At 60.7% G+C, this 13,376-nt stretch carries 11 protein-coding genes; 4 read left to right on the plus strand and 7 right to left on the minus strand.

Annotated elements, in window-relative coordinates; all coding sequences use genetic code 11:
• Positions 1-27 precede the first annotated feature (27 nt).
• The 6 genes from CUJ84_RS27070 to CUJ84_RS27095 form a co-directional block, all read right to left on the minus strand.
• Positions 28-1,692 (minus strand): dipeptide ABC transporter ATP-binding protein, encoded by a 1,665-nt coding sequence (locus CUJ84_RS27070; protein ID WP_199788835.1) that lies wholly within the window; start codon positions 1,690-1,692, stop codon positions 28-30.
• Entirely contained in the window at positions 1,689-2,561 is an 873-nt protein-coding gene (locus CUJ84_RS27075) for an ABC transporter permease (RefSeq protein ID WP_105008742.1), read from the minus strand. Before CUJ84_RS27075 ends, CUJ84_RS27070 begins: the two co-directional genes overlap by 4 nt.
• The gene (locus CUJ84_RS27080; RefSeq protein WP_105008743.1) at positions 2,558-3,574 is read right to left on the minus strand and encodes an ABC transporter permease; all 1,017 of its coding nucleotides are present in this window, start codon (positions 3,572-3,574) and stop codon (positions 2,558-2,560) included. Before CUJ84_RS27080 ends, CUJ84_RS27075 begins: the two co-directional genes overlap by 4 nt.
• A 62-nt stretch (positions 3,575-3,636) precedes the next feature.
• Positions 3,637-5,259 (minus strand): ABC transporter substrate-binding protein, encoded by a 1,623-nt coding sequence (locus tag CUJ84_RS27085; protein WP_105008744.1) that lies wholly within the window; start codon positions 5,257-5,259, stop codon positions 3,637-3,639.
• A 41-nt stretch (positions 5,260-5,300) separates the two neighbouring features.
• The gene (locus CUJ84_RS27090; RefSeq protein ID WP_105008745.1) at positions 5,301-6,938 is read right to left on the minus strand and encodes an ABC transporter substrate-binding protein; all 1,638 of its coding nucleotides are present in this window, start codon (positions 6,936-6,938) and stop codon (positions 5,301-5,303) included.
• Positions 6,939-6,967: 29 nt separating this feature from the next.
• Positions 6,968-7,969, minus strand: coding sequence for an LLM class flavin-dependent oxidoreductase (locus CUJ84_RS27095; protein ID WP_105008746.1), 1,002 nt, complete (start codon positions 7,967-7,969; stop codon positions 6,968-6,970).
• Between the two features lie 229 nt (positions 7,970-8,198).
• Between CUJ84_RS27095 and CUJ84_RS27100 the strand changes: the two genes are divergently transcribed.
• The 3 genes from CUJ84_RS27100 to CUJ84_RS27110 are packed head-to-tail and all read left to right on the plus strand — an operon-like array spanning position 8,199 to position 11,180.
• Positions 8,199-8,822 (plus strand): GNAT family N-acetyltransferase, encoded by a 624-nt coding sequence (locus CUJ84_RS27100; protein WP_105009187.1) that lies wholly within the window; start codon positions 8,199-8,201, stop codon positions 8,820-8,822.
• A gap of 55 nt (positions 8,823-8,877) precedes the next feature.
• Complete coding sequence (locus tag CUJ84_RS27105) at positions 8,878-9,849, plus strand: LLM class flavin-dependent oxidoreductase (RefSeq protein ID WP_105008747.1); 972 nt, start codon at positions 8,878-8,880, stop codon at positions 9,847-9,849.
• A 17-nt stretch (positions 9,850-9,866) separates the two neighbouring features.
• Positions 9,867-11,180, plus strand: coding sequence for an LLM class flavin-dependent oxidoreductase (locus tag CUJ84_RS27110; RefSeq protein WP_050595887.1), 1,314 nt, complete (start codon positions 9,867-9,869; stop codon positions 11,178-11,180).
• A 217-nt stretch (positions 11,181-11,397) separates the two neighbouring features.
• On the opposite strand, the gene CUJ84_RS27115 is transcribed toward CUJ84_RS27110, so the two are convergent.
• Positions 11,398-11,979 carry a recombinase family protein gene (locus tag CUJ84_RS27115; RefSeq protein ID WP_245457570.1) on the minus strand — a complete coding sequence of 194 codons (582 nt, stop codon included), beginning with the start codon at positions 11,977-11,979 and terminating at the stop codon, positions 11,398-11,400.
• A gap of 462 nt (positions 11,980-12,441) precedes the next feature.
• Here CUJ84_RS27115 and CUJ84_RS27120 point away from each other — a divergent pair, with 462 nt between their 5' ends.
• Positions 12,442-13,296: an ABC transporter substrate-binding protein gene (locus CUJ84_RS27120; RefSeq protein ID WP_105008748.1), complete on the plus strand. Its 855-nt coding sequence runs from the start codon at positions 12,442-12,444 to the stop codon at positions 13,294-13,296.
• Positions 13,297-13,376 lie beyond the last annotated feature (80 nt).

Consider the following 13,376-nt stretch of genomic DNA (forward strand, 5'->3'; position numbering starts at 1 on the left):
CTTGCCGGATGTTCTAGCAAGCGCCGCTCAGGCCAGGGCCGGGACCGCCTCCAGGAGGGCGCGCGTATAGCTGTGCTGCGGTGCCGAAAAGACGTGCCCGACGCCCCCCGCCTCGACGATCCGGCCGTCCTTCATCACCAGCACGCGATCGGTGAGATGATTGATGACACCGAGATCATGGGAGATGAAGAGAAGTGCCGTACCGGACGCGGCTTGCAGTTCGGCGAGTAGATCGAGAACCTGTGCCTGCACCGAAACGTCGAGCGCGCTGACCGGTTCATCCGCCACCAGAAGCCGCGGCCGCGGCGCGAAGGCGCGGGCAATTGCCACCCGCTGGCGCTGGCCGCCGGAAAGCTCACGCGGATGACGGTTGAGATAGGCCGAGCCCAGGCGGACCGCATCCAGCACTTCGAGCACGCGGTCGCGGCGGGACCCACCAAAGATGCCGACCGAGTCGAGGCTCTCGCCGACGATTTTTTCGACCGTGTAGCGCGGGTCGAAGGAACTGAGGGCGTCCTGGGCGATCAATTGCATGCTGGCGCGGCGCGAGCGACGTCGAGCCTCCGGGATATTGCTCCACTGCTCGCGGTCGATGAACACCGCGCCGTCGTCCGGCTCGACCAGGCCGAGGACTATTTTCGCAACGGTGGTCTTGCCGGAACCGGATTCGCCGACGATCCCCAGGGCTTCGCCGGCGGCGAGGTCGAATGACACGTCGTTGACGGCAAATGCGCCACCGGCTCCCCCGTAACGCTTGAAGAGATTGTGGGACGACAGGACGCGGTTCTGCTGGTCGATATGTTTGGCCGGCAGCGGAATGCGTAACCGCTCGGCTGGTGCGGCAGGCACACGCACAGTCTGGTGTTGGGAATCAGGCTGGCCGGAAGGAGACAGACGGAAGCCCCGCGATCCCGCTGACGGCACCGCATCGAGCAATTGTCTTGTGTAAGGATGTTCCGGATTGCTCAGGATCCGGCCCGGCGGTCCCTCCTCGACGATCCTGCCATTCTGCATCACCAGCACGCGGTCGGCCAGGCGCGACACGACGGCGAGATCGTGGCTGATCAGCAGCAGCGTGTGCCCGGCCTTCCGGCGCTCGGCCAGGAGATCGAGGATTTGCTTTTGCACGGTGGTGTCGAGCGCCGTTGTCGGCTCATCGGCAACCAGCAACGATGGCTGCCTGGCAATCGCAGTGGCGATAAGGGCGCGCTGGCGCAGCCCGCCGGACAGCTGATGCGGATATTGCGGCAGGCGCCTTTCCGGATCGGGAATACCGACCGAGCGCAGCAGCGCGTGGCTGTCCCGGCCGACATCCGGGCGGGAGAAAAGGCCGCGTCTGCCGAAGGCATCCGACAATTGTTGGGAAATCCGCCGCAGCGGATCGAGCGACACGAGCGCATCCTGAAGAACAAAGCCGATCTTTTCGCCACGCAGGCGTCGCCAGTCCCTTTCGCCGAAATTGAGGACGCTTTTACCATCGATGTCGAACCGGTCGGCACGCACATTGGCACCGACGCCGGAAAGGCCGATGAGCGAACGGGCCGTCACGGATTTGCCGGAACCGGACTCTCCCACCAGAGCAACGGTCTCGCCCTTGTTGATCGTCAGGTCGATGCCATGGACGACGGCATTGGCACGTTGGTTCTGCGGAAAGCCGATCGTGAGGTTGTTGATGTGAACGACTGATGTCATGATTGCCTCCTGCCTTCGAAGGCGAGCTGCCAACGTTTTCCGAGAACGCTGATGGCAATGACTGTCAGCGTAATGGCAAGACCCGGCCACACCCCGATCCACCAGGCGACGCGAAGGTAATTGCGGGCTTCGGCCAGCATCGCGCCCCACTCGGGCGCCGGGGGCTGCGGCCCCATGCCGAGAAAACTCAGGCCGGCGGCCTGGATGATCGTTGTGCCGAGGCCGATCGTCGCCAGAATGGGAACCTGGGCAATGGCATGCGGCAGGACATGGCGGATAACCAACACGCGCGGCGTCAGTCCGAATGTTCTCGCCTGTTCGACATAGCCGCTTTTGGAGATCACGAATGTCTGGGCACGCACCACCCTTGCGAAACGAGGCACCGATGCCACGCCGAGCGCGAAGATAAGATTGACCGTACCCGGCCCGGTGAACGAGATCAGCACCAGCGCAAGGAGCAGATCCGGAAAGGACGAAACGACGTCCAGGAAACGTGAAATCGCTTCATCGACGAGACCGCGGGCGAGGCCTGAGAGAAGGCCGAGCAGCGAGCCGATGACAGCGGCGATGGCGACGGCGCTTACGCCGATCAAAATGGAATAGCGGGTTCCGTGCACGACGCGGGAAAAGACATCCCTGCCGAGATGATCCGTGCCGAACCAGTGGTCGACGGAGGGTGGCAGCTGCGACTGCAAGGGATCGGCCGCTATCGGATCGGCGGCGGTCAGGACATGCGGCCAGACGGTCGCAATCGCCACCAGCAACAGGAAAAGCGACGACACGACAACGCCGGGTCTCGACAAGGTCGCGCGGAGGAGCCCGACAGTTCGACGCCTCTCCTGCTCCGGCACTGTGGAGGAAATACTCATCGGCCGGCCTCCCTGGCGTCGTTGCGCAGGCGAGGGTCGAGCAGCAGATAGAGCACATCGACCAGCGTGCTCAGCACGACGTAGATGAATGCGGAGAGTACGGCGACCGCCAGTACGACCGGCAGGTCGTGCGCCAGAACGGCGTCGACCGTGATGCGCCCAAGGCCCGGCCGGCCGAACACTGCCTCGGTGATCACAGCACCGGACAGCAGGTTACCGATCAGCCAGCCCGTCAGCGTGACAGCGGGCAAAGCGGCGTGACGCAGGCCATGGCGCAGCCGCAGAACGAGGTCGCCGACACCCCAGCTTCGAACGGTCAGGGCGAACGGTTCTTCCAGAGCCCGCTCCAACCCCTCACGCAGGACCTGACCGATGACGGCGCCGAGAGACAGGCCGAGCGACAGGGCGGGCAGCACCAGTGCCGAAAAGTCTCTGTCGCCGGAGACAGGAAAAAGCTTCAGCGTGAAAGAGAAGACGAACAGCAGCAGGATGCCCAGCCAGAAGGACGGCGTGGAGATCAGAATGAGCTCGAGCCCGCCGGCGATACTGCGAGGCAGGCGCTTGCCGGCGGTGATGACGGCGCTGGCCACCGCAAATACCACCGCAACCACGAGTGCCGCCGCCGTCAGTTTCAATGTCGGCAGCATTTGCGACAGGACCAGGCCGGAAACATCGGTCTGCAGGATGTAGGAGCGCCCGAAATCGCCATGCAGGATACGCGTGAGATAGGAGAGATATTGCGCCAGCAGCGGCTCATCCAAACCCCACTCGGCACGGATGGCGGCCTCCACCTCCGGTGTTCGCAACTGTTCACCGATCAGGAGGCCGACAATATCACCGGGGGCGAGCTGAAGACTGATGAAGCTCAGGCTCACCGCCGCCCACAGAACCAGAATGGCGGAGCCGAACCGGGCCAGGATCTGCGACCCCAGGCTGTTGCGATTCAGCCGGCGCCGCCGTGAGAGAAAGGCGGCAGGCGCTTCGCCCAAGGCCGTCGTGTTTTCGGCAGTCATTGTCTGTCACTCCTGCATTCACCCTGCGGCCACGGCCGCAGGGTTGCGTTGACGGGACGGAGTTATTCACTGCGCCAGATGTCGTAGGCGCTTTCGGGCAGCTGCTTGAAGGGACGGAAGGTGATGCCCTTCACATAATCCGCTGCCGCCACCTGATCCTCAGGCTCGTAAAGCGGCAGGGCGTAAGCCTGGTCGACAATGGCAAAGCGCTGGAGGCCCGCATAGAGTTCGAAGCGCTTCTTGTTATCGAGGGTCGAGGCGGCCTCGTTCAGCCATTGCAACAGCTCAGGCGCGGCCGCGCGGCTGTAGTTGATGGTGCCGCCCTTATCCAGGGGCAGGTAGTGATATTCGATGTCGATGGCGTCAGTCGGCGTGTTGGAATTGGCGATCGAGCCAAATTGGCCGGTTTTGCGCCGGTCCGTATAGGTCCCCGCATCCACGAAGATGATGGCGAGATCGATGCCCGCGTTCTGGCGTGCCTGCGCCTGCAGTGCCTGCAGCAACACGTCGCGCTGGTCGCGCACCGTGGCCTGAGCCTGAACGACCTCGATGGTCAGTCGCTTGCCGTCCTTCGAGCGGAAACCTTCCGCATCCCGCGTCGTCCAGCCTGCTTCGTCCAGGAGGCGGTTGGCAAGCTTCGCATCGGCGCCGTAGGTCTTTTCGATGCTCTTGTCGTAGAACTGCGGATCGATAGGGGAGGTAATGCCCCAGGCCCTGGTGCGCTCGCCGCGATAGACCGCTGTCAGCACCGCATCCACATCGATGGACGCGACGAGCGCCTTTCGCACGGCGATATCCTGGGTCGGCCCCCAGGTGACGTTCAGGAAGAGCGAATAGGGCGTGCCGGTGTTCAATGCGGTTTGATAGCTGAAATCGGCATTTTCCTTAAACAGCGCCGCATCGTTGCCGGATATGCCTTCGATCACGTCCACCTGGCCGGAGGTGAGCGCCCCTGCCCGCACCGAGGATTCCGGCAGAAAACGATAGGTCACGTCGTCGAGATAGGCCGACCCCTGATGGGCAGCATTTTTCGGCGCCCAGTTATATGAGGGATTTTTGGCGAACTGGATTTCCTGGCCCTTGGCGTAACGCTTGAGGATGAAAGGTCCAGTGCCGGCGATTTCAGGTCCGCCGGACTTCAGCTGCGAAGATGCAAAAGCGGCCGGAGACAGGATTTCCAAGCTGGCGACATAGTCGAGGAAGGGCGCATAGACCTGCTTGAGCGTGAAGGAGACCGTGTCATCGTCCACGGCCTTCACTTCCTCGATACGCGAGACCGGGCCGGCGCTGACACTGCCGGAATAGGCCGCGTCCTTGAGCTTGGTGAAATTCGTCACGACGGCCTCAGCATTCAGTTTCTGACCGTCGGTGAAGGTGACGTCGCTGCGCAGCTTGAATGTGTAGGTCTTGCCGTCCTCGGAAATCTTGTACTCGGTTGCCAACCACGGGACATATCCACCGTCGGCCGTTCGGGCGAGCAGGGATTCATAGGCATTGCGCAGAAGAAGCTTGGTTTTGTCCTGGCCGTTCAGTTGCGGATTGAGCGTGGCGGGCTCCGTTTCGACGCCCCATGTCAACTTGCCGCCACTGACAGGCTTGGCATCCTGCGCAATGGAAAGACCCGGCAGCATGGAGGCTGCAAGAACGGCTGCGGTCACGGTCAGGAATTGTCTGCGGATAGGCATTTCGAATTTCGTCTCCCTTTTGAAAGCCGACGGAGGTCGGCTCATGCCGGCTGCTGCAGCCAGATGTCGTATGCGTTTTCGGGAAGCCGCTTGAACGGCCGGAAGCCGACGCCCTTCACCGCGATGGAGGCGGCAATCTGGTCGTCCGGCACATAGAGCGGCAGGCCCAGCGCTTGATCGAGCAGCGCAAAGCGCTGCAGTTGCGCGTAGATCTCGAAGCGTTTCCTGGCATCGAGCGTAGAGGCCGCTTCATCAAGCCAGGCGGAAATTTCAGCCGCTTCCGTTCGGCTGTAGTTGATCGATCCGCCCTTATTGCGCGGCAGATAATGGAAATAGATGGTGACCCCGTTTTCCTGGGTCGTGGTCGAATTGGGTATGATGCCGTACTGCCCGTCCTTCTGACGGTTCGCATAGGTCCCGGCATCGACATATTGCAAGGCAAGATCGATACCCGCGTTCTGGCGGGCTTGTGCCTGGACGGCCTGGAGCAGAATGTCGCGCTGGTCACGCAGTGTCGCCTGGGACTGCACGATTTCGATGGTCAGCCGTTTGCCGTCCTTCGTGCGAAAACCGTCGGCGTCCTTTGCAGTCCAGCCCGCCTCGTCGAGAAGGCTGTTGGCGAGCCCAGCATCGAAGCCGTAGCGGCCCTCGATGCTCTTGTCGTAGAAGTCCGTGTCGGCAGGCGTGAGAATGCCCCAGGCGCGCTTGCGTTCGCCGCGATAGACCGACGCGATCACCCGCTCCACGTCGATGGCCGCCAACACCGCCTTGCGCACCCTGACGTCGGTGGTCGGGCCGACCGTCACATTCAGGAAGAGCGTGTAGGGCGTGCCGGTATTGATCGCGCTTTGATAGGTGAAGTCCGGATTATCCTTGAACAAGCCGGCGTCATTGCCCCCTATGCCTTCGATGACATGCACCTGTCCGGAGGTTAGAGCGCCCGTTCGCACAGCCGACTCCGGCAGGAAACGGTAGATGACTTCGTCGAGATAGGCAGGCCCCTGATGGGCAGCGTTATCAGGAGCCCAATTATAGGTCGGGTTTTTCTTGAAGCGGATTTCCTGACCCTTGATGTAGCTGTCGAGAATGAAGGGACCGGTGCCTGCGATTTCCGGGCCGCCCGACTTCAGCTGCGACGACGAAAATGATTTCGGCGACAGGATTTCTATGCCGGAGGCACCGTCGAGGAAGGGCGAATAGACGGCGGCCAGCTTCAGCACGACCGTGTGGGAATCCACCGCAACCGCTTCGGAAACATGCGAAACGTGACCGGCACTGATGCTGCCGGAATAGGTCGGCTCTTTCAGCTTGGTGAAGTTGAGCGCCACCGCGGCCGCGTCGAGCTTTTCGCCGTCACTGAAGGTCACATCGTCGCGAAGGGCGAAAGTGTAGGTCTTGCCATCGTCGGAGACCGAATAGCTTTTCGCCAGCCACGGCACGTATCCGCCATCCGGCGTGCGGGCCAGCAGTGTTTCATAGGCATTTCGCAGGATCAGCTTCGCCTTTGCCTGGCCGTTCAGGTGCGGATTGAGCGTGCTCGGTTCCGTTTCCACGCCCCAGCTCAGCGAGCCGCCGCTGGCCGGTAGGTCCTTGGCCTGCGCCTGGGAAAGCCGCAATCCAGCCGTCAGGGAGAGTGCCGCAATGCCGGTGCCTGTTAGAAAATCTCGTCTTGTTACCACGGTGATGGCCCCAATTTTTTGTCCGATGGTCAGGCAGCGATGGCTGTGCGCCCGTCGGCCAGGAGTTCGATCGTTTTCAGGCGCTGCGCGCCATCCGACAGCGGGCAGTCGATGATGAATTCGTCGACGCCATAGGTTTCGTGCAGTTGCTGCAGTTCGACGTGGACCTTCGACGGTGTGCCGCGAATGAGGCGCGGGCTTCGCTCCTCGATCTGGTATTGCGTCTTGCCCGACTGGCGCACATATTCGAGCGCCTGCTCTTCGCTGCCGACATTTACCGCCTGGCCGCCTTCGACCTCGACCCGGAACCGGCGCGTCTCACCGCCGAGGCTTGCGGCACGCGCATTCGTTTCCGCGGTGATGACGCTGACGGCCAACAGCGCTGACGTACCGCCTGCGGTCCGGTAAGCCGACAATGCTTCGGTGATCGCAGTGGCATCACCGTGGATATGGGCCGCATAGACGAAGCTCCATCCGAGGCTGGCCGCCAGCGTTGCGCTCTGCGCGCTTGCGCCGAGCAGAAAACGACCGGGCGGCTGATCCGGCACGGGAAAGGCGAGAGGACTTTCAGTCTGTGATTGGCCGACGTCTCCGTGGCTGAGGAAACCGTCCAGTTCGGCCAGTTGCGCGGCGAAGGACGGTTTGCGTTCCGGGTCGTAGGCCTGCTGCAGGGCGCGTGTCGACAGCGGCAGGCCGCCGGGTGCCTTGCCGACGCCGAGATCGACCCGGCCCGGCGCGAGAGCGGAAAGCAGGTTGAAATTTTCTGCAACCTTGTAGGCACTGTAATGCTGCAGCATGACGCCGCCGGAGCCGATGTGGATGCGGCTTGTGCGGGCGAGAAGGAAGGCGATCAACACCTCCGGCGACGAGCTTGCGAGGTTGGGCGAGTTATGATGCTCCGCGACCCAAAACCGCCGATAGCCCAGATCCTCGGCCCTTTTGACCAGATTCAAACTGCGCTGCAGCGCCGCCGTTGCCCCTTCCGGGCCGTGGATTGGACTTTTATCGAGAAAGCTGAGGGCGTATGACATATCTGCTCCCGACCCGACCGGTCGATTAAAACAGATAATCTATATTTTTAGTGAACTATTAAATCGAGCAATGATCTTTTAATATTCGGCGGCAAACGCAACAATCATGCCGTGCAAACCGATCCACCGATCGGGCATGCTGACGATGTTAGGCGCGCCGGATGAGCTTCAGGACATTTTCTTGAAGCCGCATCCGGAACGCGGTCAGACCTTCATCGGAGGCGCGTTCATGACTGATATAGTTGTCCGGTCGTCACTGCTGGAGCCAGCGGCCCAGCCCCTGATCGACGGGCTGGTCAGCGAATATGACGGGAGATATGGAGCCGCGAGCCGCGGCGGGGCGCGGGCGGAAATCTTCCGTTACCCCGTTTCGCTGTTTTCCTCTCCGCTGGGAGATTTCTTGCTGCTGCAACGGGATGGCGAAACCGTTGCCGGCGGCGCCTTCATGAGCCATGACGATGAGACGGCCGAAATGAAGCGGATCTGGACACATCCGAATTTGCGGCGTCAGGGACTGGCCCGGGCCATCGTTCTGGCACTTGAGGAAAGTGCTGCGCAGCTTGGTTACACCAGATCCTACCTTTCGACCGGGTTCCGCCAGCCCGAAGCAGTCGCCCTTTATCTGTCGCTCGGCTACCGCCCGCTCTTCGATACGTCAGCCGATCCCTCGCTCTATCGTTCCCTGCCTTTCGAAAAGCATATCGGGGAAAAGGCCGGGCAGGTGGGGACAACACCGATCTACCCGCCCGCAGCCTCGTTTGAAGAGGCGACTGCGCGGGTCACGGCGCTGAAAACAGGACAGGAAGCGAAGATCAGGGACCGGCTGTCGAGCCACGACGCCTCCGCCGCATGACGATGCGACTTGCGACCCGCACGGATGACCATTCACCATTTCAACGGAATAGATCATGACGCTTCCAAATGGACTTCAAGTCGGCATCGGCGTTGATGTCGCCGCATACCCGCAGGGCAGCCACACCTCCCAGCGCGACTTTTGGCGAACCTTGATTTCTCGTCTCGACGACGTGGTCGAATTCATCACTTTGGAGGACGGTTTCGCCGCATCGGGCGGCGACGGACTGGATGCCATTCTGCTTGCCAACTGGCTGGCGCCGCGCAGCCGCAAAATCGGTATCCTCGCCGGCGCTCCGATCAACCATCTGGAGCCATTCCACGTTTCGACCGCAGTCGCGACCCTGGACTATGTGAGCGAAGGCCGGGCCGGGCTTTTCGCCCAACAGCTTCGCGGCGATCGTGTTCTGCAGGCGCAGAAGGCGATCGGCGCACTCGGCGGTTTTCCAACGCCAGACGGGCCGGCACTGGAACAGGATGCAAAGGACGCGATCGATGTCATCCGCCGCCTGTGGGACAGCTGGGAGGAAGATGCCATCGTCCGCGACCGGGAGAGCTTTCGCTTCTTGGACGGGGCCAAACTTCACTACATCAATTTCGAGAGCGCGGGGTTTAAAGTCCTCGGACCGTCCATCACACCGCGTCCGCCGCAGGGCCAGCCGGTGGTGGCCGCCGTCCAGATCCAGGGCGACGACGCATCGGCCACGGCCGATGTCGTCTTTATTCGGTCCGATCTGCGCGGTCTTCCAGTTGTCCCGAAAGCACAAGCCTTCTTTGTCGATCTCGACATCGATCCTGAGCCGGCTCCCGTCGCCGAATCTGTCGCTGAGGTCGGACGCATCGCGGCGTCGGGCGCCAATGGCGTCCGTCTGATCGTGCGCGATCCGAAAAGGCAACTTGATCACCTCGTCAATGAGCTCCTTCCGGCGCTCGAAGGCGCGTCTCTCTTGCGAAAGCCGGGAAGCGGGCTGCTTCGAGAGCGCTTCGGTTTGCCGGCCGCTGTCAATCGCTACACCTCTGCTGCGTGAGCGGAAAGGACCATCCCATGACCAAAAAGCAGGTTATCCTTGGAGCCCAGTTTCCCGGTGTCAACAACTTCACAGTCTGGAGCGATCCGGCGGCCGGAAGCCAGATCGAGTTTTCGTCGTTCCGGCATTTTGCCGAAACCGTGGAGCGCGGAAAATTTGACTTCATCTTTCTGGCGGAGGGTCTGCGGGTCCGCGAGCAGGGTGGCCGCTTCCACGAGCTTGACGTCGCCGGTCGCCCCAATACGCTGGCGATTTTAACGGCGCTTGCATCGATCACCGATCATGTCGGGCTGATCGGCACCCTGACCACGACCTTCAACGAACCCTATCCGCTGGCACGGCAACTGGCGACGCTCGATATTCTGTCCGGCGGACGCGCCGGCTGGAATGTCGTGACCTCGCCGGGCGCATTTACCGGCGCGAATTTCCGTCGCGGCGATCACCTGCCGCACCGCGAGCGCTACGAACGTGCCCGCGAATTCATCGAAGCCGCTCGCCAGTTGTGGACCGATGGTGATTTCGCGGCCAATTCCAGACATTTCAACATTACCGGGCAATCCGCATTGTCTTCCCTTCCGCAAGACGCTCCGGTGATCGCGCAGGCGGGAGATTCCGACCAGGGGCGGGAGCTTGCCGCCAGCCATGCCGACCTGATCTATTCTCGCCACGGCACGCTCGAAGCCGGTCAGGCCTTTTATGCCGATGTGAAGCGTCGTCTGACGAAATACGGCCGAAGCCCGGATGCGCTGAAGATCCTGCCCGGCGCCAATTTCGTGATCGGCGACACGCAGGCGGATGCCGAGGAGAAGTTGAAAGCAATCCGTCTTCAGCAAGTCAGCCCGAGGAATGCGATCGTGTTTCTGGAGCAGGTCTGGAACCGGGATCTTTCGAACTACGATCCGGACGGACCTTTGCCGGATATCGAGCCGGATATTTCCGAGACGCGGCTGGCACAAGGACGCGCCAACAATCAGGACGTCGCCGGCAGGCTGGAAACGGCGCGTATTTGGCGTGAGCTGGCCGAGCGCGACAAGCTCAGTATTCGCCAGTTGATCATTCGCGTCACCGGCCGCCAGCATTTCGTGGGTACGCCGGATGAGATCGCTACGGAGATCAACCACTATGTGCAGGCAGACGCTGCCGACGGGTTTGTCTTCGCGCCGCACCTGACCCCCGGCGGCTTCGACGAATTCGTGGAACGGGTCGTACCGATCCTCCAGGAAAGAGGGGTCCACCGGACCGACTACGTCGAGGGCACGCTGCGTTCCAACCTCGGGCTGCCGGATCGGGCTGCGCAATATTCGACACCGCATCTTGCCGCCGCCGTTTAGGGCCTTCGCCCTTGTCTCCCGTTCCAGCGGGCGCCAATGAGCAGGCAAGGACGCATGCGCCGATGAGGTGATGACTGTGACGATTTCGATCGCCGCTCAAACCGACAGCCTTCGTTTTACATTTTGACGACGGTGAAGGACGGAACCCGCCACATCGGCCCAGTCGGCCCGAAACTGCGATTTTGGCCAACTCAAAGAACGAATAGCGAACGTGTAATCATGTCGAAGCTGACTGCGAACCTTGACCTTCCAAGGCGCGGTAAACAGTCATCCTGGAAATGTTCAGGTCACGAGCAACGGCGGCTTTCGTTGCGCCAGCCGCGATTCGCCTGCGGATTTCCGCGTCATCAACATTCTTTTTCCTACCCGTGTAGATGCCGTCAGCTTTTGCCGCGTCGATGCCCGCTCGTTGCCTGTCTTTGATGAACTTGAGTTCCATGTCAGCGACCATGCCGAGGATGGTGATGACCATTCGACCCATGCTTCCGGCTGTCGTGACTTCGGGCTCAAGAATGCGGAGTGACGCGCCCTTTTCGTCAAGCTCATGAACGAGATTGAGAACGTCGCGTGTGGAACGGCCGAGCCGATCAAGTCGCAGAACCACCAGCTCGTCGCCCGCATGCAGAAACTGCATAATGGTTTCCAGCTCGGATCGCCCCTTCCGGGACGCTCCGGATCCGGTTTCCGAACGGATGATTTCGCAACCTGCGGCCTTCAGACGCTCGTTCTGAATATCGAGGTCCTCATCTGTAGTGCTGACGCGAGCGTATCCGATGCGGGCCATGCGATTCTGTAACATTAGGGTGGTTCCGATTGTGTAATGTCACTTTGATCGAAAATCCACCCTTTTGTTACACTCTACGCTCGTCACCCTAGGCGAAACGCTGTCGCAAAAGTCCGCCGCTTCAGGCGGACTCTTGCGACCGACATTTGCGAGGCGAACTTTAGCGTGATTTCAGTCCGCGATATTTGCAATGAAAAATCAGGAGTTACGCGACAAAGAAGGACGTTGCTTAACTTGGACTATTGGAAGCCCTTCGAAACATTGCCTGCTCTCGAGCCTACCCCAAGGTACAGTTCGTGCGCGAAGGTTGTCCGCACCTAGCTCACCCGCGCGATCGGGCATCGCATCGCCTTCCGAGTGTAGAATTGCTCAGGCGCTGAGTATGAAGAATGATCATACAGAAGATGCAATTAATTAATTTGAATAATTTTCTTGGTGTGAGCATCATCGTCCTGCAAAACAGCAAAGGGGAACATAATGCTGAACCGAGCCTTTTTTCGTATCGCCGTCGTAGGAACTGTACTTTCCGCACTCTCAAGCACCTCATTCGCCGATGACATTCCGATCATCAAGGAGGTTAAAGACAGTGGCAAACTCACCATCGCAAGCTCCCTCGGTTATGCGCCCTTCGAGTATATCGATGAACAGGGCAAACCAGTGGGACTCGATATTGAACTTGCTACTGCGGTCGCCGAACTGCTGAACGCAAAGCTCGATATCGTAACAATCCCATTCGCTTCGCAGATTCCGGGACTTGCTGCGGGCCGCATCAAGGTCGGCTGGGCAACATTCTCCGTTACGGAAGAGCGCCTTAAGCAGGCTGACTTCGTGACATTTATGCAGGCAGGGACGGTGGTCGCGACTACGCCCGATAACAAAAAGAAGTTTGCGGCCAAAAACAGCCTTTGCGGCGCGAAAGTCGCGGTCCAGAGCGGCACTTCTGCGGATTTTGCCGCAGACAAGCTCGACGTAGAGTGCAAAGCTGCAAACCTCCCCGCCCTCAACAAGGCGATTTACCCCGAGCAGAAAGATACGATCCAGGCTGTTCTTTCCGGTCGTGCCGAAGCACGGCTCGATGACTCAACGTCTGCCGGATACTATGAAGTGACCAGCAAGGGGAAGCTGATTGTGACCGGAGATAGCTTCTATCCCACCCCGCTCGGCGTCGTGATTGCCAAGGGTGACAAGGAGACGGCCGCCATGCTGGAAGCAGCGCTTCAAAAGCTCATTTCGAACGGTACCTATTCGAACATTCTGAAGAAGTACAACATGACGACCTCGTCGGTCGAAAAGCCGACGATCTATACCGACGCGGCTCAACTCGCACAGTGATTGGACCATCGGCGCGTCAGTAGCAGCGCCAACGTCCGGGCGGCGGGTGCCGACAGCAGTTGGCACCCCTCTTCGTCATT

It is taken from the genome of Rhizobium leguminosarum, from assembly GCF_002953715.1.
Lineage (GTDB): Bacteria > Pseudomonadota > Alphaproteobacteria > Rhizobiales > Rhizobiaceae > Rhizobium > Rhizobium leguminosarum_V.